The sequence below is a fragment of the Ectothiorhodospira shaposhnikovii genome, from assembly GCF_047222355.1.
In the GTDB taxonomy this organism is placed as follows: domain Bacteria; phylum Pseudomonadota; class Gammaproteobacteria; order Ectothiorhodospirales; family Ectothiorhodospiraceae; genus Ectothiorhodospira.
This window is the reverse complement of the sequence record NZ_CP178333.1, coordinates 1,115,384-1,142,205: the sequence shown is the minus strand read 5'-3', so window position 1 is coordinate 1,142,205 and position 26,822 is coordinate 1,115,384. Positions and strand designations below refer to the sequence as shown.

The following is a 26,822-nucleotide window of genomic DNA, read 5'->3' as shown; positions in this document are numbered from 1 at the left end:
ATTTGCAAAATTCCTACCATAATACACAACCAATTCTGACAGGACGTGCCGACCATGACCATCCAGTCCTTCCACCCCCCCGTTCGCACCCTGATGGGTCCCGGCCCCTCCGATATCAACCCGCGGGTGCTGGCCGCCATGAGCCGCCCCATCATCGGCCACCTGGACCCTGCCTTCGTCGGCATGATGGATCAGATGAAGGGCCTGCTGCAGTATGCCTTCCAGACGCAGAATACCCTCACCCTGCCCGTCTCCGCCCCCGGTTCCGCCGGCATGGAAACTTGCTTCGTCAACCTGGTGGAACCCGGCGATACCGTGGTGGTGTGCATCAACGGCGTGTTCGGCATGCGCATGAAGGAGAACGTGGAACGCTGCGGCGGCACCCCGGTGGTGGTGGAATGCGAGTGGGGTCGTCCGGTGGACCCTCAGCAGCTGGAAGACACCCTCACGGCCCACCCCGAAGCCCGTCTGGTGGCCTTTGTCCACGCCGAGACCTCCACCGGGGCCTGCTCCGATGTGAAGACCCTCACCCAGGTGGCCCATGCCCATGACTGTCTGGTGATCGTGGACACCGTCACCGGCCTGGGCGGCTGTGAACTGCGGGTGGACGACTGGGGCGTGGACGCCATCTACTCCGGTACCCAGAAGTGTCTGTCCTGCACCCCGGGCCTGGCACCGGTGAGTTTCAGCGAGGCCGCGGTGGCCCGCATCAAGGGGCGCAAGCATCCGGTGCAGAGCTGGTTCATGGACCTGAACCTGGTCATGGGCTACTGGGGTCCCAATGCCAAGCGGGCCTATCACCACACCGCCCCCATCAATGCCCTCTATGCCCTCCACGAGGCCCTGGTGCTGCTGCGGGAAGAAGGTCTGGAGAATGCCTGGGCACGGCACCGGCATCATCACGAGGCCCTGAAGGCGGGCCTGGAGGCCATGGGTCTGAACCTGCTGGTGGACGAGGCCCACCGCCTGCCCCAACTCAATGCGGTGAAGGTGCCCGACGGCGTGGACGAAGCCCGGGTGCGCGGTCTGCTGCTGGAGCGCTACGGCCTGGAAATCGGCGCCGGACTGGGGCCGCTGGCGGGCAAGATCTGGCGCATCGGCCTGATGGGCTTTGGCTGCAACCGCAAGAACGTGCAACTCTGCCTGCATGCCCTGGAAGCGGTGCTGCTGGAAATGAACGCCCCCATCGAGCGCGGCCACGCCATGCCTGCCGCATCGCGGGTATACGCCGGCTAAGCGGGGAGAAAGGTACCCGCCATCAATGCCCGGGCCTGGGTGGCGACGGCGTCCGCCACCCGGCCATCCAGGGCACTTCGCCACGGGTGAGGAATGGAGGCCTCACCGTACAGGGCACCGGCGATCATCCCGGCGATGGCCCCGGTGGTGTCCGCATCCCCGCCCCGGTTGACCACGTCCACCAGGCAGTCTTCCAGGTTGTCCGTGTCGAACAGGGCCTGGAACACCGCCCGCAGGGTGTGGACGATGAATCCACTGGGATTCTCCTCCCGTTTGCCCCGAAAGCGGAACTCCGGATGGGCCGTCACCAGCGCCTCCACCGGCCCCTGGATCAGATCCGCGGGGCCGTGGCCCTGGACGGCCATCCGCACCATGGTGGCCACACAGGCCGTCCCCGCGTCGGACAGAGAGTGATGGTGGGTGATCCGCCCCTGCAGGCGGCAAGCGGCAAGGAGCGTATCGAGGGGCTGGTCCAGGGTCGCCAGCACCACGGGCAGGACCCGCATGCAGGCACCATTGCCCGCGTCATTGTCGTTGAGCGGCGTCTCGATCTCACCGGTGCGCCGATACCGGATGATGCCGCGACGCACGGTATGGCCGATATCCACCGGACGATCCCGCATCCACTGACTGAAGGCCTCGGCCATGGCCACCCCGTCCAGGTCGCCGGATGCCAGGATCGCCCGGCCCAGGGCCAGGCTCATGGTGGTGTCGTCGGTGACGGCGCCGGCCTTGAGGTTCAGCCAGCCGCCGCCGATGATGCGCCGATGCACCCCATGAACGGCCTGTATCTCCCGAGGCGTCATGAACTCCACCGTGGCCCCCAGGGCATCCCCCACGGCCAGCCCCAGATAGGCCCCCAGTCCCCGTTGCAGTGGTGCTTTCGACAATCAGACCTCCGGCCCGAAACACACCGCATAGTCCTGACAGACCTCACAGGACGGTGACCGGCAGATCAGGATGTCTTCGGCCAGGCAGAGCTGGCGGTAGAGGAATTTCTTCCATTTCATGTCCTGGGCATTGAGTGCCACCAGCCCCGGGAAATTGTCCCGCATCAGCCGGGTGAGCTGATCACGACTGCGCAGCCCCAGATCCTGCCAGAGATGATCCGGCCCCATGCAGGCGGCGGCCACGATGGCGGCCAGCCAGACCTCGGAGGGATCCCGTCCCCGGCGATGGGACAGCAGCAACTGCTGTAGATCCCGCCGTTCGTCCAGGCGCTGCACCTCCACCGGCTCCAGGGCAGGCGGGTTGAGGGTCAGCCCCGGAAAGTGACGACCGAGCATCTGCCGGTAGTCACTGCCGGACAGCCCCAGATGCGCCGGCAGGACGCCGCGACCGCCGATCCAGGCGGACAACAGACACGCCAGCAGATCATCGTTGGGCAGCCCCCCGGCATGGGCAAGCAGTCGGTCGTGGAGGCTGTCCATCCTGCCCTCGCCGGCCTCGGCAACCTCATCACAACCACCGACCCGGGGCGGATGGCCGGCGCGGTGCCGGCCATGGGGGCTTTTTTTCCAATGCACGGTACCCGCCGGCACCGGCGTGACGGCGTGTGAGGCTGCCATGTTCGACGCTGACGGATTCAGTGGCATGGGTATGTCCTCATGTTGCCTGTCGTCGACCGCCTGGGGTTTGCAGGCTGCGTCACGCGCACTGCGTAGCCTCTTCCGCGGCCATGTCCAGGCGCCCGGCAGCCATCATCTCTCGGTACACGGCCATCACCGCATCCTCGATGGGGGCCATGGCGTGCTCGCCGTTGGGCATGATCCCGGCCGCCTCAAGTACCGACCAGGGTTCAATGCCGATACGGGCACAGAGCAGCACCTCGCAGTCCTCCAGGGCCCGCACCGTGCTGGCCAGCACCTGGGCCCGGTCATTGCAGGCCTCCGGTCCGGCGCAGTACAGATCCGCCCGCCGGTGCCCCTCGAACCGAACCCCTTCCGGCGTGGCCTTGTAAATCAAAAACTCCCGGGCATAGCCGAAATGCTGATTGACCAGGCCGCCGCCCTTGGTGGCCACCGCCATCAGCACCGGGCGGGCGGGCGGTTGTGCGGCGGATCCGGCCGAAGGTATTGAAGTCACAGTGCCTCCCTGGCGCTTGCGCGCCGCCATGCGTTCCCTGATCGCCGCCTGGACCTGATCCCGACGTTCACGGACCGCGTCGTAGTCCGGCAGGTCCTGATCAATGCGCGCCAGGCTAAATGCCTCGCCCCGATCCTCGCCCAGCATGCCCACTGCGTCGGCACGGCACTGGCGGCAATGGCGCATCATGTTCATGTCGCCCTCGCACGCATCCCGCAGGGCGGACAGTTCCGCCTCGGTGGGTCCGCGCTGACCGTTGAGGCCGAAATAGGTGCCGTGGGCCGGGTCGGAGATCAGGGGCATGACGTTGTGCAGGAAGGCGCCCTTCTCCTTGACCCTGCGGGAGACATCCTTGAGATGGTGATCGTTGATACCCGGAATCATCACCGAGTTGACCTTCACCAGAACGCCCCGCTCCACCAGCATTTCCAGGCCTTTCTGCTGCTGGCTGATCAGAATCCGCGCCCCTTCTCGGCCGAACACCCGGCGACGCTCCCACAGCACCCAGGGATGGATGCGGGCGCCGATCTCCGGGTCGATGCTGTTGATGGTGATGGTGACATGATCCACGCCCAGCGCGACCAGCTCATCCACATGCTGGGGCAGTGCCAGGCCGTTGGTGGACAGGCAAAGCTTGATGCCGGGGTCCTGCTCCCGGATGCCCCGGAAGGTGGCAAAGGTGCGGGTTGGGTTGGCCAGGGCGTCACCGGGTCCGGCGATGCCCACCACGGTCATCTCGGGGATGGAAGCCGCGACGGTCAGGGCCTTGTGGATGGCCTGAGCCGGCTTGAGGACCTCGGACACCACGCCGGGACGGGACTCGTTGGAGCAGTCGTACTTGCGGTTGCAGTAATGACACTGGATGTTGCAGGCCGGAGCCACCGCCAGATGCATGCGGGCAAAGTGGTGATGGGCCTCTTCCGAGTAGCAGGGGTGATCCTGGATCTTGGCCTGGATGTGGGCGGGCAGTCCGGGTTTCCGACCGTGGCTGTCGCCGCAACCGGAACTGGGCTTGGTGCTGGCGCACCCGCCCTGGACGGTGACGGGGATTTGAATGATTCTGTCGGGCTTTGGGTCCATCACAATCCTCCCAGGGTGCCCGCCGCAGCGGGATTGACTTGGTTTTCCTGGAGGCATGCAAGACCTGTGCCCGGCCTTTAATGGGTGGTATTTGTCTGTTTTTAATGGATAAAAAAAAGATCACCCAGGGAGAATGTGGGGCTTGCCACAGGGAAATGTCGGGAAAGTCACAGCCACCGGCTAAACGAAGCCGTAGCGGGGAATGACCGCCTCCGGGCGCAGGTCGAACTGCGCGTCATACCCCACCTGAACCAGATACAGGCCGTCCGGCGGCGCCGTCACCCCGCCCTGGCTGCGATCCCGGGCTTCCCGCAGTTCCGCCAACCAGTCACTGGGCCGCTCGCCTCGACCCACGCACATGAGGGCGCCGGCGATATTGCGCACCATGTGATGCAAAAAGGCATTGGCCCGAATATCCAGATAGATGAAATCCCCATCGCGGGTCACCGACACCGACTGCACCTCCCGGATGGGATGACGGGCCTGACAACCCAGGGCACGGAAACTGCTGAAATCATGTTCGCCCAGCAGATGCTGGGCCGCCTCGTGCATGGGCTCCGCCGCCAGGGGACGGTGATACCAGGTCACCCGCCCACGCAGGACGGCGGGACGGGCCAAACGGTTCAGGAAGACATAGCGATAACGGCGCCAGCGAGCGGAGAACCGGGCATGGAAATCCGGTGCCACGGGCCTGACCCACTGCAGACTGATCTCCGGCGTGAGATTGCTGTTGCCGCCCAGCAGCCAGGCATGGGGCGGACGGTCGGCGGTGGTATCGAAATGCACGATCTGACAGGTGGCATGCACCCCGGCATCGGTACGGCCGGCACAGGTCACCTGCACGGGATGATCCGCCACCTTGGCCAGCGCCCGTTCCACCAGGGGCTGGATGGTGCGGCCATCCTTCTGCTGCTGCCAGCCCCGGAATCCGGAGCCGTCGTATTCAAGTCCGATCGCCAGTCGACGGGGGGTGTCGTTCATTGGATTCGTGGGGCATGAATGGGAGGCGGGATGATACCAGTTCCCGGCATCAGTGCAGGGCGGCCAGCAGCAGCGGTAGCAGGATCAGGCACAGCAACAGCCACTGACCCGGTCCCGGTGGCGGCACGGGATCCAGGCGAATGGGCTCCAGCGGCGCCTTCTCCGCCTGCTCCAGCACCTCCCGAAACAGACCGGTGGCCCGCTGCCCCAGCCCCTGAAGCCGCGCCTTGGGACCTTGCGGCGCGGTATCCGGACGGCCGGCGGCGGCCAGTATCCGGACTTGGGGCAGTGCCTCCAGGGTCAGCACCAGCCGCACGGCGAAACGTTCCCGGGGCAGGCCCAGCGGCGCCAGGGGACGGGTGAGCCACAACAGCCCCTTGACCAGGGATTCCCGCGAGGTGACATGCAGTAACCAGACCACGGCGGCCACCGCCAGTACCAGCACCAGGGTCCGCTGCAGGCCCATCACCAGACCTTCCCGCCCCGGAGACCAGGCCCCCATCCATTCCAGCAACGGCGTACCGGGGGTGAACCAGCCAAAGATCAGGATGATGGAAAGAAAGAACCACTTGAGGCGGCGGGACATCGCCAGGAACCGCCCCACGCCCTCGGCGCCGGTGGCCGCCAGCGCGACGGCGGCCAGTAGACCGCCCACCGCCAGCACGGCCCAGCCGGCCTGGGCCACGCACAGGATGAACAGGACGACACCCAGAATCTTCAGGGCCGGGTGCATCCGCTCAGACACTCAACATCACGCCGGAGCAGGGTCAGCGGATCTGATCCAGCAGTTCCCGAGCCTCCTGCTGCTGCAGGGCATCACCTTCCGCCAGAACTTCTTCCAGGGTGGCGCGGGCACCTTCCGCGTCGCCCATGTCGATGTAGGCGCGGGCCAGGTCCAGCTTGGTGCTGACTTCATCGCCGAGGCCGAAGGCATCTTCCAGACTCTGGGTGTCGTCCTCCAGATTTCTCAGATCATCTTCGGTAAAGGAGTCCTCCAACAGACGTACCGTATCGTCCGCATCGTCCTTCCTGGAGGACTCGGACACCTTGAGGGTGGCGTCTTCATCCGCCCAGTCCAGATCCTTGAGATCGATTTCCAGCGTTGCCTCGTCCTCAGGGGACGGCGGTTCCGCTGGCCGATCAGGCGTCGAGGCGGGGTGCCGCTCAGGCCGGTCGAGATTGACCGTCTCATCCCCCTGATCCGCCGGCGCCGGAGGTTTGGCGGACTCCGACTCCAACGCGTCAATGTCGAAATCCAGGTCCCCCAGGCTGAACTGGAGGGTGTCCTCCTCCTCGTCCCGAACCCTCCCGGCATCCCGGGTTGGCTCGGTCGGCGCCGCGGCATCCTGCATACGGGTCGGCGCTTCTTCTTCACTCCCTGGCTGCAGTGCCGTCGGTGCTTCCTCATCAATACCGGAGGCATCGGAACGGTCCTTCACCAGGGTATCCAGGTCATCGTGGATATCAAAATCCACATCGCCCAGGGATACATCCAGATCCTGCGTACTCAGGAGATCGCTGTCGTCGCTGCCCGCCGAAGACACTGGGGAAGATGCCTTGCCCATGCCCTGATAGAGGCTGTTACCCGGGCTCAGTTCCTGTCCCATGGTCACCAGTCGATCCCACAGGGCGGAAGCACGGTCTCCCTTGAGTTCGGACATCCGTGCCGCCGTCTCGTCGAAGGCGCCCTGGTTGCCGGTGGCAAAGTAGGTTTCCGCCAGCTTGAACTGGTAATCGGGACGCTCGGGCTCACGGACCAGGGCCTCCTTGAGCAAATCCTCGGCCTGCTGGTAGAGGCCGTAGGCCAGATAGACATCGGCTTCGGCGATGGTGTCGTCATTGATCACTTCATCCCAGCTGCCCGCCTCGGAAGGTGTACCGTCAGCAGCGGACACGGAGATCTGGGGCAATGGGGTCTCCACGGTATCCATCATGGCCGTGGAAGTCAGGTCAACCTGCGCGGTTTCACTGCCCGTCATGGTCCCGGACGAAGCGGGTCTGGTCGCCGTCGCGGCCAGACCGGCACCCGCCGCCGCGGCCCCGGTGGTCAGGGTGGCGGTACCGGTACCGACTGCGGAAGCCGGCGTCTCCTGCTCACGGAACGAACGCATCGGCGGGGCGGTCGCCTCCCCGGCCTCATCGGACTGACCACGCAGACGCCGCAGGGTCAGCAGGATCAGGGCAAGGATGAGAAGGATACCGAAGCCCCCGCCGATCAGCAGGGACGGGCTGCGCAACAGCTCGGCCAGGAAGCCGGTCGCCTGGGGCTGAGGTGCCGGTACGGTGACGGGAGGCTGGGGAGCGGCAGGCGCAGCCGGTGCCGGGGCCTCCGGTGGGACCTCAGGCACCGCGGGCGGCAGGGGTTCGGGGATCATCGGTGCCGAGGGCGGCACCGGCGCGGGCATGGCATCCATGTCCTCGCCCTGGGCAAGGGCCAGTTGCCGTTGCAACTGTGCCAGTTGCTGATTGTTCAGTGCCAGCAGGCGACCCTGACGTTCCAGCAGGTCTTCCAGTTCGCGGATGCGGTCCCGCAGTTCGAGACTTTCCTGGCGCCGGGTTTCACTGGTCTCCCGCAGCAGGGTCAGTTCCTGTTCCAGGCGTGCCGCCCGATCGGCCGTCCGGGCATCGGGTTCGGCCACGATCTCCAGGCGTCCCTCCTCCGCCGTCCTCGGCGCCGGATCCGGCAGTGCCACGGCGGGGGGCGCGGGCGGTGCATCCGGCGCGGCCGGAACCTGGGGCCTGGGCGGCTGTTCGGCGGCACGGGCCCGATACTCCCGCCACAGACGGTGCTGAGCGGCCACCTCGCGACGGGCCTCCGCCGCGCTCAGGGCCATGATCTCGTCACGCCCGGGCACCCGCAGCACGCTACCGCTGCGGACATTGTTGATGTTGTCGTCGGGGAACGCCTCGGGATTGGCGCGCAACAGGGCCATCATCATCTGTTCGACCGAGATACCGGCATCCGGACGCAGTCGCGTGCCCAGGTCCCACATGGTGTCCCCTCCCCTGACCCGGTAGGTGGACGGGGGGGGGGTCGCGGCATCCGGGCGGGGCGTACCAGGCGGCGCCGGCGGACGGCGGTCGACCGGAGCGGGAGCGGTCACGGCGGGGGCCGGCGGCTGTGCCCGTTCGAACATGGTGGGCGGATCCAGGAGCACGGTGTACTCACGGACCAGTCGACCACCGGGCCAGCTGGCTTCAATCAGGAAATTCAGGAAGGGTTCGCGGATGGGGTTACGGGAGGTGACCCGAATCACATGACGTCCATCCGACGTGGTGACCGGCTCGAACTGAAGATCGGAGAGCAGGTGGGCGCGATCAATGCCCAGACGCTGAAACAGGGCATCGGGGGCCAGCCTGACCACCAGGTCTTCCATCTCCCCGGGGCGCACGGACAAGAGGTGGATCTCCGCCCGCAGGGGCTGATTCAGTGCCGAACGGGTATCGATCTCCCCCAAGCCAAGGGCCACGGACGCCCCCGGCGCCATGAGTGCCCACAAGGCGGTTCCCAAAGCCAGTCTGCGCACGGCATGTCCCCTTTCTGAAACGGTCCGGCCAAGTCCCCTGCCGATGTGACGCGCCCTGCATCCGGACCGGCGGAACTGCATTGCCGGTCAGGTGCAGGGACAGGTCAGGACCTATGCTTAAAGAAAATCTTTTATCAAAACTTCCGCGATTTGAATACTGTTCAAGGCTGCGCCCTTGCGGACATTGTCCGCCACCACCCACAGGTTCAGGCCGCGGGGATGGGAGATGTCTTCCCGGATGCGCCCGACAAACACCGGATCCTGGGAGGCACTTTCCGTAACCGCCGTGGGATAACCGCCGTCACGGCGTTCGTCCATGACCACCACGCCGGGCGCCCTGGACAGCAGTTCACGGGCCTGTTCGGCGGTGAGCTTGTCGCGGGTCTCGATGTGCACCGCTTCGGAATGACCGTAGAACACGGGCACGCGCACCGTGGTGGGGTTCACCTGGATCCGGTCATCCTCCATGATCTTACGGGTCTCCCAGACCATCTTCATTTCTTCCTTGGTGTAGCCATTCTCCATGAAGACGTCGATGTGCGGCAGTACGTTGAAGGCGATCTGCTTGGGATAGACCTTGCATTCCACCGGCTTGCCGTTGAGCAACTGAGCGGTCTGGGTAGCCAGTTCCTCGATGGCCTCCTTGCCGGTGCCGGACACGGCCTGGTAGGTGGCCACGTTGATGCGCTCGATGCCGGCGGCATCGTGCAGGGGCTTGAGGGCCACCAGCATCTGAATGGTGGAGCAGTTGGGGTTGGCGATGATGCCGCGGTTCTTGTACCCGGCCACCGCATGGGGGTTGACCTCCGGTACCACCAGCGGGATGTCGTCGTCGTAACGGAACTGGGAGGTGTTGTCGATCACCACGCAACCGGCGGCAGCGGCCTTGGGTGCATACTCCTTGGACACGGAGGCACCGGGTGAAAACAGGCCGATCTGCACCTTGGAGAAATCGAAGGTGGCCAGGTCTTCCACCACCAGTTGCTTGTTACCGAAGGCCACCCGGCTGCCGGCGGAGCGGCTGCTGGCCACGGCATGGACATTGCCTACCGGGAACTTGCGTTCCGCCAGGATGGACAACATGGTCTCGCCCACGGCGCCGGTGGCGCCGACCACGGCCACATCATAGGTTTTGCTCATCGCTCAATAATTCCTTGGATTCGGTATCTGTCGTTCGAACTGCGTTGTGTATCAGTCTAACAGGTACGCCGGTATCCGCACGAAAATCCCGGATACCGGCCATCGTCTGCCTTGCCCGTCAGTCCGCCAGCGCGGCCACCACGGCCTCGCCCATCTCTCGGGTTCCCACCTTGCGGCAGCCTTCGGTCCAGATGTCGGCGGTGCGCAGCCCCTGATCCAGCACCCGGCCCACCGCGGCTTCCACGCGGGCGGCCTGGGCCTCTTCGTTCAGGGTGTAGCGCAGCATCATGGCCACCGACAGCAAGGTGGCCAGCGGATTGGCCACGCCCTGGCCGGCGATGTCCGGGGCGGAGCCGTGAATGGGCTCGTACATGCCCTTGCCTCCGGCGTCCAGGGAGGCGGAAGGCAGCATGCCGATGGAACCGGTGAGCATGGCGGCGGCATCGGAGAGGATATCGCCGAACATGTTTTCCGTCACGATCACGTCGAACTGCTTGGGTGCCCGCACCAGCTGCATGGCCGCATTGTCCACGTACATGTGGGACAGGGCCACCTCCGGGTACTCCTTGGCCACCCGCTCGGCCACCTCGCGCCAGAGCTGGGAGACTTCCAGCACATTGGCCTTGTCCACCGAACACAGGCGGCGATCACGTTTCATGGCGATCTCGAAACCACTGCGTACGATGCGTTCGATTTCCGGCTCGGAATAGATGATGGTGTTGAAGCCTTCCCGCACCCCGTCCTCGCGGGTCTGGATGCCGCGGGGCTTGCCGAAGTAGGCACCGCCGGTCAGCTCGCGCAGGATCATGATGTCCAGGCCGCCGACGATCTCCGGCTTCAGGGCCGAGGCGGATGCCAGCTGCGGATAGAGGATGGCCGGGCGCAGGTTGGAGAACAGGGCCAGCTCGGAGCGGATGGCCAGCAGCCCCCGTTCGGGGCGCAGTTCCCAGGCCAGCTGGTCATAGCGGGGGCCGCCCACGGCACCCAGCAGGATCGCATCGGCAGCCCGGGCCAGGGCTAGGGTCTCGTCGGGCAGCGGCTTGCCGGCGGCATCATAGCCTGCGCCGCCGATGGGGGCCTCTTCCAGTTCCACGGCCAGGCCGAAACGGTCCTTGAGCGCGTTGAGAAGACGAGTGGCCTCGGCAACGATTTCCGGGCCGATGCCGTCACCGGGCAGGATGAGAATGTTCTGGGTCATGAATGTCGATTCTCCGCGATGAATGGAATTGGAGAGAGGGGCTTTGCATGGGGCTCCCTTCTCCCCCTTGGGGGAGAAGGGCCGGGGATGAGGGGAAAGGCTCAGAACAGCCAGGGCGCCTCGGTCCGACGACGGGCCTCGTAGGCCCGGATATCCTCCCCGTGCTGCAAGGTCAGGCCGATGTCATCCAGACCATTGAGCAGGCAGTGGCGGCGGAAGGGGTCCACCTGGAACGGGAAGGATGCCCCGGATGGCGTCACCACGGTCTGGGCCTGAAGGTCCACGGTCAGCCTGTAGCCCGGCGAGGCCTCGGCCTCGCGGAACAGTTGATCGACAATGGCCTCGTCCAGAATCAGGGGCAGCAGGCCGTTCTTGAAGCTGTTGTTGAAGAAGATGTCCGCAAAGCTCGGCGCGATGACCACGCGAAAACCGTAGTTGGTCAGGGCCCATACCGCGTGTTCGCGAGAGGAACCGCAACCGAAGTTCTTGCGCGCCAGCAGGATCCGCGCCCCCTCGTAGCGAGGCTGGTTGAGCACGAAGTCGGGGTTCACCCGACGCCGGCTGTGGTCCATGCCCGGCTCACCCGGGTCCAGGTAGCGCCAGTCATCGAACAGGTTGGGGCCGAAACCGGTGCGTTTCACGGACTTGAGGTACTGCTTGGGGATGATGGCGTCCGTATCCACGTTGGAGCGGTCCAGCGGACAGACCAGGGCGTTGAGTGTCTCGAATTTTTCCATCACTGCGGTACCTTTTGTCAGTTGAGCTCACGCACGTCCACGAATCGGCCCGTCACCGCCGCCGCCGCGGCCATGGCCGGACTCACCAGATGGGTGCGGCCACCCAAGCCCTGACGACTCTCGAAATTACGGTTGGAGGTGGAGGCGCAACGCTCGCCGGGCTCAAGCCGGTCCGCATTCATGGCCAGGCACATGGAACAGCCCGGTTCACGCCATTCGAACCCGGCATCCAGGAAGATGCGATCCAGCCCCTCCTGTTCCGCCTGCTGCTTCACCAACCCGGAACCGGGCACCACCAGGGCCAGCTTCACGTTCCCGGCCACGCGACGTCCCTTGACCACCTCGGCGGCGGCGCGGATATCCTCCAGGCGGGCATTGGTACAGGAACCGATGAAAATCTTGTCCACGGTGATGTCGGACACCGGCATGCCGGCGGTCAGGCCCATGTACTCCAGAGCCCGGCGCATGCCGTTGGCCTTCACCTCGTCGGCCACCGCGTCCGGGTTGGGGACCTTGCCGGAGACCGGCAACACCATTTCGGGAGAGGTGCCCCAGGTCACCTGGGGTTCGATGCCGGCGGCGTCGATATGCACCACCCGGTCGAACCGGGCATCGGGATCGGAATGGAGTTCGCGCCAGGCCGCCACCGCCTGGTGCCAGTAGGCCCCCTTGGGTGCAAAGGGACGACCCTTGACGTAATCGATGGTGGTGTCGTCCACCGCCACCATGCCGGCACGGGCACCGGCCTCGATGGCCATGTTGCAGACGGTCATGCGTCCTTCCATGGACAGGGCGCGGATAGCGTCTCCCCCGAACTCAATGGCATAGCCGGTACCACCGGCGGTGCCGATCTCGCCGATGATGGCCAGCACGATGTCCTTGGCGGTGACACCGGGACCCACCTGCCCGTCCACGGAGATGAGCATGCTCTTCATTTTCTTCTGCAACAGGCACTGGGTGGCCAGCACATGCTCCACCTCGGAGGTGCCGATGCCCATGGCCAGGGCACCGAAGGCGCCGTGGGTGGAGGTGTGGGAATCGCCACAGACCACGGTCATGCCCGGCAGGGTGGCCCCCTGCTCCGGTCCAATCACATGGACGATGCCCTGGCGGATGTCCCCCATGGGGAAAAAGGTGAGCCCGAAATGCCGCACGTTCTGCTGCAGGGTCTCCACCTGGGTGCGGGAGACCGGATCGGCGATGCCCTGATCCCGATCACGGGTGGGTACGTTGTGGTCGGGGACCGCCACCACGGAGTGGCTGCGCCAGGGCTTGCGGCCAGCCAGTCGCAGGCCCTCGAAGGCCTGGGGCGAGGTCACCTCGTGGACCAGATGCCGGTCGATATACAGGAGCGCGGTGCCGTCCTCTTCGGTACGGACCACGTGGGCATCCCAGAGCTTGTCGTAAAGGGTCTTTGCAGTCATCACGCTTACCTCGGTGTACGCTGGGAATGAGGATAGGCCGATCTGTTTGATAACACAAATTCATGTTATTCATGAATGAGATTCCCATAAAGAATGCACATCCCGATCATGAGGCCCTTCATCCCCGGCCCTTCTCCCAGGCAGGGAGAAGGATCAAGATCAGTCTCAGCCACTCTGCCATGATGATTCTCCATGCTGATCGATAACCTGAAAGCCTTCACCGCCGTTGCCACCGCCGGCTCCTTTTCCCGGGCCGCGGAAATGCTGCACCTGACCCAACCAGCGGTGAGCAAGCGGGTGGCCGCCCTGGAGGAAGAACTGGGACGCCGGCTGTTCGACCGCATCGGCCGCCAGGTCAGCCTGACCGAGGCGGGTCGCGTATTGCTGCCCCAGGCCCGGCGCATCCTACTGGACCTGGAAGAGACCCGTCGGCTCCTGGACAGTCTGTCGGACCGGGTGGAAGGTCCCCTGGTGCTGGCCACCTCCCATCACATCGGCCTGCGGCGTCTGCCGCCGGTGCTCAAGGCCTTCGCCCGGCAATATCCCGCCGTGGAGCTGGACATCCGCTTCATGGATTCCGAGGATGCCTGCCGGTTTGCGGAACAGGGGCTGGTGGATCTGGCGGTGGTGACGCTGCCGGAGAGGCCCTCTCCCCTGCTGAGCTGCCGGGTGATCTGGGATGACCCGCTGGTGCCCATGGCCGCGCCGGATCATGATCTGACCCGGGGGGATGTCACCCCGCAACGGCTCAATGCCCATGCCGCCATCCTGCCGCCGTCGGGTACCTTCACCCGGGGTCTGGTGGAGCGGGCCTTCCTGCCCCTGGGTATCGCCCCCGCCCGGATTCTTGAGACCAATTATCTGGAGACCATTCAGATGATGGTCGGGATCGGGCTGGGCTGGGGGGTATTACCCCTGTCCATGGGGGAATCCCTGCAACGGCTGGCGCTGGAGGGGTTGACCATGGGACGGTCACTGGGCTGGGTCACCCACCGGGAACGCACCCGTTCCAACGCCGCCACCGCCCTGATCCGACTGCTGGAAGCTCAGCGGGCAATGTCCGGCAGACTGTCGGAGTTTCCGCCCATGGGATGAGAGCATTCCCGCAATGCAATGTTCCTGTACCGACCCTGGGCTATCCCCACGTTTTTGCGGGCGGAATTCCTTGTGAAACAGTGGGATAAGGGGAGGTGGGGGTGGACATGCACCGGCAAGATCGTGATTCTTTAAGGTGACGAAGCCAAAAAAGAGCCACGAAACACACCGATGCACGCCACGGACCTGATTCACGCAAACTTGGGGGTTGCTTGTCAATCCATTCACCGCACCCGCTTCAACGCGCTGCTGATCGCCACGGCGGCGGCTCTGGACGGGCAGACCACCTCGGTCACCGGTCTTGGCCGGGCATCGCAGCGAAAGATCACCGAAAAGGCGAGCATCAAGCAGATGGATCGGCTCATCGGTAACCCCAGGATGCATCGAGAGGCGGCGACGGTTTATCAGGCCATGGCTCACTGGCTGGTTGGGCAGGAAGAGCGCCCAGTGATCTTGGTGGACTGGTCGCCGGTGGCGGTGGATGAGAGCATTCACGTGTTGCGCGCCTCGGTGCCCGTGGGCGGCCAGGGAAGAACCCTGTACCAGGAGTGCCACCCTCAGTCCAAGTACGCTAACCGCGAGATCCAGGAGGACTTTTTGAAGCGCCTCTCGGAGGTCTTGCCCGCCGGAGTCCGCCCGGTGATCGTCACGGACGCCGGTTTCAAGAAACCCTGGTTTCGCGCCGTGGAAGCTTTGGGCTGGGACTGGGTGGGCCGAGCGCGAGGTCTGGTCCAGATGACGCGGCCAGGCGAGGACATCTGGCTCAATACCCGCGAATTGGGATGCTTGCTGGATGAAAATCAGCCGACCTTCATGGGTGCCTTTGCCATGACCCGCCACGATTCCCTGGAATGCCAGGTGTATGGCCTGCGCAAGCGCCTTCAGGGTCGTATTCATGCGACCCGGTCTGGCCGGCGCGCCCAGGCTGGCAAGAGTCGCGCGCATGCAACTGGGCAGAGAGAGCCCTGGGTCATTGCCACCTCCCTGCTTGGAGGGGCGAAGATCACCGACCGGGTGATAGCGCTCTATTCGCTGAGGATGCAAATTGAAGAGGATTTTCGTGCCAGCAAAAATGAGCATTATGGACTTGGCGTGAATCGTTCCCGCTCCCGCTCTGCGCAAAGATTTGATGTGCTGTTGCTGATTGCCGCCCTGGCCAGTTTTGCGGCCTGGTTGGTGGGTCTGGCGGCAGAGCATGAGGGACGCCACCGTCATTACCAGCCCAACACCGCGAAGCGACGGGTGTTATCCCATTTTTTCCTGGGCTTGAGAGTGCTGCGGCGAGAATCAGCCAACATCCTCGACGACACCTTACAGCGCATCAGATCGACCATACGAACCGTGTTTGCCGCCGGGATCCCTGCATGATTTCGTGGGGATACTCCAGGTACCGACCATGAGCCACTTTCGCCCGATTGATCGTCATACTGCTTGCATCATCGAGCATGCTGTAAAGCAGCGCCCCCCAGACCCGCCATTGAGTAGGTTGAGTGCCATGGAGTCGGCGTTGGCTTGCCTGCGTTCCGACAGCATACTACCGCTGTCGAAGCAGCTTGCCCCCTTTCCCTGCCTATTCAGCGAGACCGCAAATGTACCTAAGCGTCGTGGGTCTACTCGTCGGAACCGTCTTCTTTGCCTTTTCGCTGACGCCCTCCCTGCTACCACGCCCGTTCCTGATCCAGGGCGTGATCTCCGGACTTTCTTTCGCCGCGGGTTATGGTCTGGGTGTCGCCGGCGTATGGTTCTGGAAGTACCTGGAATTGCCAACCCCAAGCAAGCGGACGGTCCGATTCACCCAGGTCGTTGCGGGCCTGCTCTGCGTGCTGATCACGTTCAGCTTCATTTGGCAGGCATCGGAATGGCAGAACTCCCTCCGCGCACTGATGGGAATCGAAGAACTCGCGGGTGTTCAGCCGGTGCTGTTGGGCGTCATCGCCGCGCTGGTGTTTGTACTGATGCTTTCTTTGGCTCGTCTGTTCAAGTGGGTCTTTCGTACACTGTCCATCAGGCTCCACCGGTACGTCCCGCGCCGCATATCCCAGATCTTCAGCATCACCGCCGCCGTGTTTCTGTTCTGGACGGTGATCAACGGCGTGCTGGTCAGTTCAACGCTGCGGGGCTTGGATCGTTCCTTCCAGCAACTGGATGCACTGATCGACGCCGACCTGCCACATCCCGTGCATGCCTGGCAGACGGGCAGTCAAGAGTCGCTGATCAACTGGAAGGATCTGGGCCGACAGGGGCGTAGTTTTGTTGCCGGCGGCCCCACCGCCGAGGAACTCAGCGATTTCTTCGACACACCGGTACCGCCCCCGATTCGGGTTTACGTGGGCCTCAATTCAGCGGATACCCCGGAGCAACGGGCCCGCCTGGCACTGGAAGAACTGAAACGGGCGGGGGGCTTCGATCGCTCCATACTGTTGCTGGTGACACCCACCGGCACGGGCTGGGTGGATCCCTCATCACAGAACACGGTGGAGTACCTGCACCGAGGGGATATCGCCACGGTCGTGGCACAGTACTCCTATTTAAACAGCCCGCTCACCTTGCTGACCGACCAGGGTTATGGGGCGGAGAATGCCCGTGCCCTGTTTACGGAGATCTATCATCACTGGCGCACCCTGCCCCCGGAATCCCGGCCGCGGCTGTTCCTGCGTGGCCTGAGCCTGGGTTCGCTCAACTCCGATCTCTCCTTCGACCTCTTCGACATCATCAATGATCCCTTCGACGGTGCCCTGTGGAGCGGACCACCGTTTCGCAACGAGACATGGCGCAGGGTAACGGCTGAGCGCGATCCAGGCTCCCCGGCCTGGCTGCCCGAGTTCCGAGGCGGGTCGGTCGTCCGGTTCATGAATCAGGAACAGAGGCTCAATCACGGCAAAGAAGAATGGGGAACATTCCGAATCGTCTTTCTGCAGTATGCCAGCGATCCGATCACCTTCTTCAGCCCCGAGTCCGCCTGGAAGGAGCCGGAGTGGATGCGCGAGCCACGCGGCCCGGATGTCTCCCCGGATCTGCGCTGGTTTCCCATCGTGACCATGCTGCAACTGGCCGCCGACATGATGGTGGGCACCGCACCCAAGGGATTCGGGCACGAGTACGCCCCGACCGACTACATCCACGCCTGGCTGGCGCTAACCGAACCCGAGGGCTGGAGCGAGTCCGAACTGCAACGCCTGCTCGCACTGTTTGACTAAAAGACAGTCTCCGGAAGCCTGTGACAGGCTTCCGGAGACTGGGAGAGAGGTCTTTGGGGTTCAGAAACTCCCGAACAACGTCCCCAAGGTGATCAGCACAATCAGCGAGAGGAAGGGCGCCACCATCGCGGCCATCGCCAGATCGAAATAGGCCTGGCGGTGTGTGAGGCCGCAGATGGCCAGCAGGGTGATGACCGCGCCGTTGTGCGGTAGCGTATCCAGTCCACCCGTAGCCACTGCCGTAACGCGGTGCAGCAATTCCGGACTGATCCCTTGGGCGTAAGCCATCTCCAGATAGGTATCACCGAGGGTCGAGAGCGCGATACTCATCCCGCCCGAGGCCGAGCCGGTCATTCCCGCCAGCACGTTCACGGCGATCGCGAGCGAGATCAGCGGGTTATCGCCCCCAAGGCCGACGACCGCATCACGAATCAGCACGAAGGCACCCAGCGAGGCGATCACGGCCCCAAAGCCCACCAGACTGGCGGTGTTAAAGATCGGCAGGAGTGAGGCGTTGGCACCATTGTCGACGGACTGCGTGAGCTTGGGCAGCCGCTTCCAGTTCAGGGCGATCACCGCCAACAGGGAAAGCACCAGGGCCGCGGTCACCGACCAGATCCCGCGCACCTCATCAATGCTGGTCTCGCCGTACAGCGGCAGGGCCAGGAAGTCCGTGTCCATGTTCGGGATGATCACAAAAGTGAACAACAGGTTGATCGCGATCACCAGCACCAGCGGCAGAACGGCGACGAATACCGGTGGCCGACTCACAGGACGCTCCTCCACCGGAAGCTCCATCAGGTCGAAACCCTCACCCGCCGCGCGCTCCCGCAACGCCTTGTTCGGGACGAATTCCGCGTCCGGGTGGTTGCCGTAGCCTTCCGGGGCCAGCTTGCGCGCGCGGTAATTGAGCCAGAGCATGCCGAGGCTGAACATCACCAGCGCCGTGATGATTCCAAGCCCCGGTGCCGCGAAGGGAGAGGTCCCGAAGAACGGCATCGGGATGGCGTTCTGGATGGCGGGCGTACCCGGCAGCGCCGTCATGGTAAAGGTGAAGGCGCCCAAGGCGATGGTTGCGGGAATCAATCGCTTGGGGATATCGGCCTGCCGGAACAGGGCCGCCGCAATCGGGTAAACCGCAAAGGCCACCACGAACAGGGACACCCCGCCGTAGGTCATGACGGCACAGGACAGGACCACGGCCAGGATCGCCTGGCCGCTGCCAAGTTTGGCAATGATGGCGTCGGCAAGAACCCGGGCGCTGCCGGAATCCTCCATCAACTTGCCGAACACGGCGCCGAGCAGGAATACGGGGAAATACAGTGTGATGAAGCCGCCCGCCGAGCCCATGAAAATCTGCGTGTAACTCGCAAGCACCGGGCCATCCATCGTTGCCACCACCGCGAAGGTGGCCAGCGCCGGCGCAAGGATCAGGAGGCTGACGCCTCGATAGGCCAAATACATCAGCAGGCCCAGTGCGATGACGATAACCAGGATCCCCATCATGGCTTCGGCTCCGTTGGCTGGTCGGATGAGGTGGATGTGTCGAGGCTCGGTGGCCTGAAGCTGTCGGTAAAAAGGCTCTTCAGATCGAAGGTGGAACGCTTGCCCAGATCATCGAAATGACGTTCCAGGAAGCTCCCGGCCCAGGCCTGGCCGCGTTCCTTGAGATGGGTCAGATAGCCCCATTCGGCGTTCATCTTGCTTGAGGCATCCAGATTCTTGAGTTCTTCGTGGGCATGGATCAGATGCACGTAGATGTCGCGGTAACGCTCGGATTCGAGTTGCTCGACCTCGATCAACTGGTGCAGGAGTTCGATGGAGCGAAGTTCCTTGATGAGGCTGGCGTTGAAGGTAATCTCGTTGAGTCGGTTGATGATCTCGCGGCCGGTGCGCGGTAGTTCTTCCCTTACCAGTGGATTGATCTGAACCACGATCAGATCGCGCGTGGCGCGATCCTCGACCAGCGGGTAGAGCGCGGGGTTCCCGATATAGCCGCCGTCCCAATACGCCTCACCGTCGATCTCCACGGCCTGATACATGAAGGGCAGGCAGGCGGAAGCCATCACCGAGTCCACCGTGAGATCCGGCTGGGTGAAGGTGCGGCCGCGGCCGGTGCGCACATTGGTGGCGGTCACGAAGACCTTGAGATCCTTGCAGTGGTTGACCCGTTCGAAATCCACCCGCGAAGCGACGAGGTCACGCAACGGATTGATATTCAGGGGATTCAGTTCGTAGGGCGAGAACTGCCGGGTGAGATGTTCGAAAAAGAGGTAACCGGGCGAGTGATCCAGGCTGTAGCGGTTGGTCATTCGGTCCCAAAGCGACCGCTGTATCGGGGAGAGCCGCGCCGCGTCGCTGACCGCCTTCCAGAATCCGGCAAGCGCTTCCCTCGCTCCCTCGCGCCCCCCCTGATCCAGGCCATCGGCCATGACCACCGCGTTCATGGCACCCGCGCTGGTGCCGCTGATGGTGGCGATCTCGATTCGCTCATCCGTCAAGAGCCGGTCCAGCACCCCCCAGGTGAGTGCGCCGTGAGCGCCGCCCCCCTGCAAGGCGAGATCCACCGTTTTTATATCCTTCCCGGCCCTTCTCATCCGAAGTCTCCCTTGACCCCCGAAGTTCTGGCTAATACCGCAACATGGGCACCGTGTCCAGCGTCGGATACAGAAAACCGGACCGGATCGACACTTGCCTCTGGTGAATGCCCCGGAAGCATTGCGGAGCGATTCCCGCCCGGGGGCGAGAGAACGGCTTCGCAAGGAGTTATCGCACCGGGATACCGGTATCCGGATCCCGTGTCGGCCGTGGGCCCCGTTCCGGTCCCTCCAGGTGGAGATGTCGTACTTCCGGGGGCTTGATGAGACCGTGCTCCACAAGATGGAGATGGAGAATGCGGCGGATCTCGACGATGGCCTCGGGGGTCTGCTGCACACTGTGCCCCGCATTCACGAGCAGCGTGCTGGCCGCGCCGGGAAGATAGGCGCTGGCGAACGGGACCACGCCGTCGCTGGAATTCTCGGGCGGGTCCGAGGGATCGTTGCGGGCGATGATGGAGTGGTAGTCGATGCCGGGGGCGATGCCGAGCCGTGACGTCGCTTGCAGGAAGGGATTTGCGGCATCGAGTTGATGGATCGAGGTTGGCGTGCCCCTCAGCCTCTCGGCGCTCTCCGGCAGATCCTGTGCAATCGCCTCCGCAACCGCCGCGATACGGAGGATCACATCGGCCGGCAGGCGCACCAGCCTGGTGACGAACCGGCTGAGCCAATTGCCGGCGAACGGCGTGCCGGCATGCGGGCTGGCGAGGAAGACGGAACGGCTGACGCCTTCCAGCGGCTCGAAGCGAATGTAGGGTTCCAGGGGCGCCAGCGCCGCGCGCCTGTCGGAATCCTCGGGGACCCCCAGCGTCTCCATCCAGATATCCTCGCTGCCCTCCAGGATCAATAAACGCGCAATCACCCCACCCATGCTGTGTCCGATCAGGATCATGTCCCGACCGGCCCTGGCCTGCCCCCGGGCATCGACCGCCGCCAGGGTCCGTTCCAGGGCGTACCGGATCTCGAGATGGTTGATCGCGATGGGCAGATTGGTCGGGTAATGCACCTGCCAGATCTGGAAATGGTCTCGCAGGGTCGCGTCACCAAGCACTTCGTTCGCAAGATTGGCCCAGGCCTCCGGACTGCTCGCCAACCCATGCAGCATGATCACGGTAAACCGATCGGGGTCATAGGGCTGCATGAGATGGATACGCGGGTGCATCAGAGACGTATCGCGACCGAGCGTGCTGAGCAGGCCCTGGCGACGGAAACCCGCACGGGACAGCCACAGGGCATAAGAGGCGCTGAAATTCGCGGCCACCGGCACATGCTGACCTCGGACCCACGTGGTCCTGCTCCGGTTGGGATCCAGGATGAGAAGTCGTGCCTCCCGTCGGGACAGCACTTGATCCAGTCCTTCGCCCTCGAACTCCAGCAGGACCGTGGCGGGAGAAAAGCCGATATCCCTCATCGGGAGATCATGCTGGCCGGAGACGTCCGGGGTCCACACGGCGACCAGTTCGCCGCCCAGGCCATCTCTCCGGTAGGCGTTCTGGAGGCCGCGGATCTGCAGGCGCGTGGGCGAGACGATGGATGCGAGACGTTCCGTGCCTCTCTGCAACCGCGGCTCGACCCGCCCGATCGTGAGGCTCCACTGACCGATATCCCGGACCGTACCCTCCACCGGCATCACGGGTGCGTCCGCCCTTCGCGTGCGCTGAAATACCAATGTAGCGACACGTTCGACGCTGAAATTATAGTAGTCACGCACCCGCGTCTGGCGGTTTTCCAGCGCGCGCTCCTCCGGTGGACGGGCGTCGAGAAACAGGAAGGCGTAAGCGAAACGTGCTGCATTCAGGTAGTCCGCGATGACCTCGTCGGAATCCGTGCCCCTGGCCGCCTGTTCGGTCCGCAGGGCCTTCGCGAGGGACAACTCGGACAGCACCGCCAGAATGCTCTCCGTGTCCTGGTCACCCACCTGGTAGAGCAGTGAGATGCAATCGGACGGCGAGCGCTCGCAGCGTGGTGCTTCGCTCCCCAACAAGAACAGGACGCTGCGCGTTTCCACACTGAAGACGCCGGTCGTCAGGTAGTCGCCGCGCCGCTCCGCGAAGGCGGCCCGCGGATCGGCATCATCGATGCGGACCGTGGCGCACCCCGCCAAGGCGAACAGCGTTATGTACACGACCATCAGCCGGATCAGAGTCACGTCGGTCTCGCGCCGGAACGGGATGTGGGCTGGACGGATTTCACGTTCAAATGCCCGCCCTTTTCTGAAGCGGGAGACTATCATTGCGGCATCGGTTGTGCGACATTCCGGGAAGGGGAAAACCGCTCGGCGGGCCGAGGGAGGGTGCTGTGCGCTTGCGTTCAGTATGGTGGCGGATCGTCAGGTTCACTCCGACCCTTGGTCAGGTACCGGAGTCTTCCGCAAGGATCGGATGGGCTCTGGTTCCGGCGCTTGCGGCACTGGTCCTGCTTACCGCCTGCGGAGGTCCCCCCGAGGACCTGACGGGGGCGCCTCCGCGATTGGTGGATTCGGTACTGCTGGGGCCTCCCGAACTGCCGGCGCGCCGACAGTTTCCCGGTGAGGTGCGCGCGGATCAGCGTGCCGAACTCGCCTTCATCGTCTCCGGACCGCTGATCGATCTCCCCATCCAGGAGGGACAGTTCGTCGAGGCGGGAACGCTGCTGGCCCGGATCGACCCCCGCGATTTCTTGAACGAGCGCGACGGGCGACGGGCGGACCGGAACGAGGCCCGATCCCGGTTGGACCGCATCGAAAGAGCCTTCGTATCCGGGGTAGTGACGGCGGCGGAGCGGGACCAGGCCCGCGCGCGCTTCCAGGTGGCCGACGCCGAACTGGCGCTGGCGCAAAAGCGCCTGGAGGATACCGAACTCCTGGCCCCGTTCCCGGGCCGCGTCGCCCGCCGCCTCGTCGACAATTTTCAGACCGTGCAAGCCGGCGAACCCATCCTGCTGCTCGAAGACATCAGCCGGCTTGAGGTTCGCATCCAGCTACCCGAACTCGACGTGGTGCGGTTGCCGCCGGCCGGCCGATCCCTGCTCGGCACCGAGGTCGGAACGGTCAGCTTCGAAGTACTGCCGGGGAGACAGTTCCCGGTCTCGGTGAAAGAGCTGGAAACGCGCGCGGATCCCCGCACCAACACCTACCGCGTGGTCCTCGGCCTGCCCGCTCCGGAAGGGGCCAACATCCTCCCCGGCATGAGTGCGAGCTTCGTGCCCCATGACGAGATCGTGGATATCCGTTCCATGCACTTTCTCCCGGTGGAGGCACTCCAGGCCACATCCGATCGCAGATCCTTCGTCTGGCTGCTGGACCCTGAGCAGTCCACGGTGCAGCGAAGGTTCGTGCGGATCGGGAGCCTGAGCGGCCGTACCGTTCAGGTGCTGGAGGGCCTGTCGGAGGGTGATCGGGTGGTCACCGCCGGTGCCGCCTATCTCGCCGACGGCGAACGAGTCCGGACGAGGGACTGATGATGAACATCGCCGAGTTGTCGATTCACAAGAAAGTCATCGTCCTGTTCATCACCTTCCTGACCATCGGCGGCGGCATCTTCGCCTACGAGAACATGGGGCGGCTGGAGGACCCCGAGTTCACGATCAAGGTGGCCAAGGTCGTGACCCATTATCCGGGTGCCAGCGCCGAGGAGGTCCAGCGCGAGGTGACGGACGTGCTGGAGACCGCAATCCAGCAGATGCCGCAGCTATGGCGGATTACCTCCCAGTCCACGGACGGGCTGTCCATCATCACACCGGAGATCCAGCAGGCCTATACGGCCGCGGAAATGCCGCAGATCTGGGACGAACTCCGACGCCAGGTCGGCGACGCTCAATCCCGCCTGCCACCCGGGGTGCTCCCCTCCGTCGTGAACGACAATTTCGGGGATGTCTTTGGTGTGTACCTGGCCATCACCGGAGAGGGCTTCACGTACTCGGCGCTGAAGGATTACGCCGACCTGTTGCGCCGCGAACTCCTGCAAGTCCCCGGTGTTGCGAGCGTCGCGCTGAACGGCGTTCAGCGCGAGCACATCTTCCTGGAGGTTTCACGCGCCCGAATGGCCCAACTGGGCATCCCGCTGGAACTCGTGTACCGGACCATCGGCGAACAGAACACGGTGACCGACGCCGGACGGGTCAGCGTCGGGGGCAGCCGGATCGTCGTGCGGCCCACCGGCGAGTTCGATTCCGTGGAGGCCATCTCCAATGTGCTGATTCCGGATCCCACCGGCCAGGGGCGGCTGATCCGGGTACGTGACCTGGCGACCGTCACCCGCGGCTACCAGGACCCGCCCACGGCCCTGATGCGCTTCAACGGCAAGCCGGCGATCGGACTGGGCATCTCCACCGTCTCGGGCGGGAACGTGGTGGTGATGGGTGAACTGGTGGAACAGCGACTGGCGGAGCTTGCGCCGCTCACACCCGTCGGCATGGAGATCGACGTGATCGCCTTCCAGGCCCGCGCGGTGACCGAGGCCATCAACAACTTCATCGTCAGCCTCGCCCAGGCCGTGGCCATCGTCATCGTCGTGTTGCTGGTATTCATGGGGCTGCGCTCCGGCCTCATCATCGGCGTCGTGCTCCTGGTGACCATCCTTGGCACGCTGATCGTGATGTATGCGCTGGACATCACCCTGCAACGCATCTCGCTGGGTGCACTGATCATCGCGCTGGGCATGCTGGTGGACAATGCCATCGTCGTCACGGACGGGATCCTGGTGCGCATTACCCGGGGCATGGACCGGATCAAGGCCGCAAAGGAGATCGTCGCGCAGACGGCCATGCCCCTGCTCGGCGCGACCGGCATCGCGGTGCTCGCCTTCGTCCCCATCGGCTTCTCCGCCGACAACACCGGTGAGTACACCCGTTCCCTGTTCGTGGTGATGCTGGTTTCGCTGCTGCTGAGCTGGATCACGGCCCTGACCCTGACCCCGCTGCTCTGCCACCTGTTCCTGAAGCCGGAAAAGGCGTCCTCCGGCGGTGAAAGCCGGTTCTACCAAACCTATCGCAGATTCCTGGTGCTCTGCATCCGGGTCCGTTACCTGACCCTGGCCGCGACGGTCGGCCTCCTCGTCCTGGCCATCATCGGCTTCGGCATGCTTCGGGAAGGGTTCTTCCCGCCATCGACCCAGCCCCAGTTCATGGTCAACTACTACCTGCCGCAGGGGGCCGACATCCACGCCACCTCGGCGGACATGAAGGTCATCGAGGACTACCTGCTCTCCCGGGAAGAGGTGGTCGCCGTCTCCAGCTTCGTCGGCAGCGGCGCCCAGCGCTTCCAGCTGACCTACACCCCGGAAGACCCCAACCGCAGCTACGGTCAGCTGATTGTCGAGGTGGATGACCGGCGCAGGATCGGTGACCTCACACTCGATGTCTACGACTTCATCCGGGACACGCTTCCAAACGGCGAGCCGGTCGTGAACCTGTTCCAGCTGGGACCCGGCGGCACATTCAAGGTCCGCGCGCGGTTCAGTGGTCCGGACCCGGAGGTCTTGCGTGACCTGGCGGCGCAGGCCGAACGGATCATCGCTGATTCCGGACTGGCACAGATCGCAACCACGGACTGGCGTCAGCAGACGATGGTGCTCGCGCCGCAGTTCTCCGAGGCGCAGGCACGGCTTACCGGCATCGATCGGCCCCAGCTGGCGCGTGCCCTGCAGCGCGCGACCGAAGGCAACATGATCGGTCTCTATCGCGAGGGCGACGACCTGATTCCCATCATCTCCCGGGCGCCGGAGGATGAACGTCGAGACGTCGCCAGTCTCGGCGACGTGCAGATCTGGAGTCCGGCAGCCGAACAGGCGATCCCGCTACGGCAGGTCGTCAGTGGTTTCGAGGTGGAGTGGGACAACCCGATCATCATGCGGCGCGATCGCGTGCGCACCATTGAAGTGCGAGCCGACGCCTTTCCCGGCGAGTTGGCCAGTACCCTGCTGGCCGCGGTCAAACCCCAGATCGATGCGCTGGAACTCCCGCCGGACTACCGCCTGGAGTGGGGCGGGGAGTTCGAGGACTCGGCCCGTGCCCAGCGTTACATAGCCGCCGGCATCCCGGTGCCGCTACTGCTGATGGTCCTGATCCTGGTGCTGCTGTTCAATAACCTGCGCCAGCCGCTGGCGATCATGCTCACCGTGCCGCTCGCCGTGATCGGTGTCACCGTCGGGCTTCTCCTGGCCAACGAGCCGTTCGGCTTCATGGCGCTGCTGGGCTTCCTCGCACTGTCCGGCATGTTGATCAAGAACGCCATCGTGTTGATGGATGAGATCAACCTGGAACTGCGCGAAGGAAGGATGCCCCTGGATGCGGTGCTCAACGCCGGTGTCAGCCGTATCCGACCGGTGGTGATGGCCGCGGGTACCACGGTGCTGGGCATGCTGCCCCTGTTCCAGGATCCCTTCTTCGTCGGCATGGCCGCGACCATCATCGGCGGACTCAGCTTTGCCACGGTACTCACGCTGGTCGTGGTGCCGGTGCTGTACGCAACCCTGTACCGGGTGCCGTCGCGATCCAAGGACGAGCCCGTCGACCCCGGTCCCGCGGTGCCGGCGTCCTGAGGAGAGG

Annotated in this window: 19 protein-coding genes; 6 read left to right on the top strand and 13 right to left on the bottom strand. The window is 64.4% G+C overall.

What is annotated here, in order from left to right; genetic code table 11:
- Nucleotides 1-54: 54 nt before the first annotated feature.
- On the top strand, nt 55-1,236 hold the full coding sequence (locus tag ACLF6L_RS05215) for a pyridoxal-phosphate-dependent aminotransferase family protein (RefSeq protein WP_412852515.1): 1,182 nt from the start codon (nt 55-57) through the stop codon (nt 1,234-1,236).
- Here the strand turns inward: ACLF6L_RS05215 and draG are convergent.
- From draG to leuC, 10 genes are all read right to left on the bottom strand, one after another.
- A complete protein-coding gene (draG, locus tag ACLF6L_RS05210; protein WP_238618161.1) occupies nt 1,233-2,126 on the bottom strand; it encodes an ADP-ribosyl-[dinitrogen reductase] hydrolase in 894 nt (297 codons plus the stop codon). The genes ACLF6L_RS05215 and draG overlap by 4 nt on opposite strands.
- Nucleotides 2,127-2,804, bottom strand: a complete 678-nt coding sequence (locus ACLF6L_RS05205) for a nitrogen fixation protein NifQ (protein WP_412852514.1) — start codon at nt 2,802-2,804, stop codon at nt 2,127-2,129.
- A 79-nt stretch (nt 2,805-2,883) separates the two neighbouring features.
- Entirely contained in the window at nt 2,884-4,401 is a 1,518-nt protein-coding gene (nifB, locus tag ACLF6L_RS05200) for a nitrogenase cofactor biosynthesis protein NifB (protein WP_238618159.1), read from the bottom strand.
- Nucleotides 4,402-4,581: 180 nt separating this feature from the next.
- Nucleotides 4,582-5,382 (bottom strand): tRNA pseudouridine(38-40) synthase TruA, encoded by an 801-nt coding sequence (truA, locus tag ACLF6L_RS05195; protein WP_008932800.1) that lies wholly within the window; start codon nt 5,380-5,382, stop codon nt 4,582-4,584.
- 49 nt (nt 5,383-5,431) lie between these two features.
- On the bottom strand, nt 5,432-6,115 hold the full coding sequence (locus tag ACLF6L_RS05190) for a CbiQ family ECF transporter T component (protein ID WP_238618157.1): 684 nt from the start codon (nt 6,113-6,115) through the stop codon (nt 5,432-5,434).
- Nucleotides 6,116-6,149: 34 nt separating this feature from the next.
- On the bottom strand, nt 6,150-8,909 hold the full coding sequence (locus tag ACLF6L_RS05185) for a FimV/HubP family polar landmark protein (RefSeq protein WP_412852513.1): 2,760 nt from the start codon (nt 8,907-8,909) through the stop codon (nt 6,150-6,152).
- Between the two features lie 117 nt (nt 8,910-9,026).
- Entirely contained in the window at nt 9,027-10,049 is a 1,023-nt protein-coding gene (locus ACLF6L_RS05180) for an aspartate-semialdehyde dehydrogenase (protein WP_238618155.1), read from the bottom strand.
- A gap of 118 nt (nt 10,050-10,167) precedes the next feature.
- A complete protein-coding gene (gene leuB / locus ACLF6L_RS05175) occupies nt 10,168-11,247 on the bottom strand; it encodes a 3-isopropylmalate dehydrogenase (RefSeq protein ID WP_238618154.1) in 1,080 nt (359 codons plus the stop codon).
- A 101-nt stretch (nt 11,248-11,348) separates the two neighbouring features.
- A complete protein-coding gene (leuD, locus tag ACLF6L_RS05170) occupies nt 11,349-11,984 on the bottom strand; it encodes a 3-isopropylmalate dehydratase small subunit (protein WP_008932795.1) in 636 nt (211 codons plus the stop codon).
- A 17-nt stretch (nt 11,985-12,001) separates the two neighbouring features.
- Complete coding sequence (leuC, locus tag ACLF6L_RS05165; RefSeq protein ID WP_008932794.1) at nt 12,002-13,408, bottom strand: 3-isopropylmalate dehydratase large subunit; 1,407 nt, start codon at nt 13,406-13,408, stop codon at nt 12,002-12,004.
- Between the two features lie 192 nt (nt 13,409-13,600).
- On the opposite strand from leuC, the gene ACLF6L_RS05160 reads away from it, so the two are divergent.
- The 3 genes from ACLF6L_RS05160 to ACLF6L_RS05150 all read left to right on the top strand — a co-directional run bounded on the left by ACLF6L_RS05160 (nt 13,601) and on the right by ACLF6L_RS05150 (nt 17,700).
- On the top strand, nt 13,601-14,503 hold the full coding sequence (locus tag ACLF6L_RS05160) for a LysR family transcriptional regulator (protein WP_412852512.1): 903 nt from the start codon (nt 13,601-13,603) through the stop codon (nt 14,501-14,503).
- A gap of 171 nt (nt 14,504-14,674) precedes the next feature.
- Nucleotides 14,675-15,871 (top strand): IS4 family transposase, encoded by a 1,197-nt coding sequence (locus tag ACLF6L_RS05155; RefSeq protein WP_412851734.1) that lies wholly within the window; start codon nt 14,675-14,677, stop codon nt 15,869-15,871.
- Nucleotides 15,872-16,056: 185 nt separating this feature from the next.
- Nucleotides 16,057-17,700: an alpha/beta hydrolase gene (locus tag ACLF6L_RS05150; protein WP_412852511.1), complete on the top strand. Its 1,644-nt coding sequence runs from the start codon at nt 16,057-16,059 to the stop codon at nt 17,698-17,700.
- A gap of 60 nt (nt 17,701-17,760) precedes the next feature.
- On the opposite strand, the gene ACLF6L_RS05145 is transcribed toward ACLF6L_RS05150, so the two are convergent.
- The 3 genes from ACLF6L_RS05145 to ACLF6L_RS05135 all read right to left on the bottom strand — a co-directional run bounded on the left by ACLF6L_RS05145 (nt 17,761) and on the right by ACLF6L_RS05135 (nt 22,530).
- Nucleotides 17,761-19,206, bottom strand: coding sequence for a GntP family permease (locus ACLF6L_RS05145; RefSeq protein WP_412852510.1), 1,446 nt, complete (start codon nt 19,204-19,206; stop codon nt 17,761-17,763).
- Nucleotides 19,203-20,297, bottom strand: coding sequence for a patatin-like phospholipase family protein (locus tag ACLF6L_RS05140; RefSeq protein WP_238618150.1), 1,095 nt, complete (start codon nt 20,295-20,297; stop codon nt 19,203-19,205). The genes ACLF6L_RS05145 and ACLF6L_RS05140 overlap by 4 nt, the downstream gene beginning before the upstream one ends.
- A gap of 169 nt (nt 20,298-20,466) precedes the next feature.
- The gene (locus ACLF6L_RS05135) at nt 20,467-22,530 is read right to left on the bottom strand and encodes an esterase/lipase family protein (RefSeq protein WP_412852509.1); all 2,064 of its coding nucleotides are present in this window, start codon (nt 22,528-22,530) and stop codon (nt 20,467-20,469) included.
- A gap of 239 nt (nt 22,531-22,769) precedes the next feature.
- Here ACLF6L_RS05135 and ACLF6L_RS05130 point away from each other — a divergent pair, with 239 nt between their 5' ends.
- Nucleotides 22,770-23,735, top strand: a complete 966-nt coding sequence (locus tag ACLF6L_RS05130) for an efflux RND transporter periplasmic adaptor subunit (protein WP_412852508.1) — start codon at nt 22,770-22,772, stop codon at nt 23,733-23,735.
- Nucleotides 23,735-26,815: an efflux RND transporter permease subunit gene (locus ACLF6L_RS05125; protein WP_412852507.1), complete on the top strand. Its 3,081-nt coding sequence runs from the start codon at nt 23,735-23,737 to the stop codon at nt 26,813-26,815. Before ACLF6L_RS05130 ends, ACLF6L_RS05125 begins: the two co-directional genes overlap by 1 nt.
- Nucleotides 26,816-26,822 lie beyond the last annotated feature (7 nt).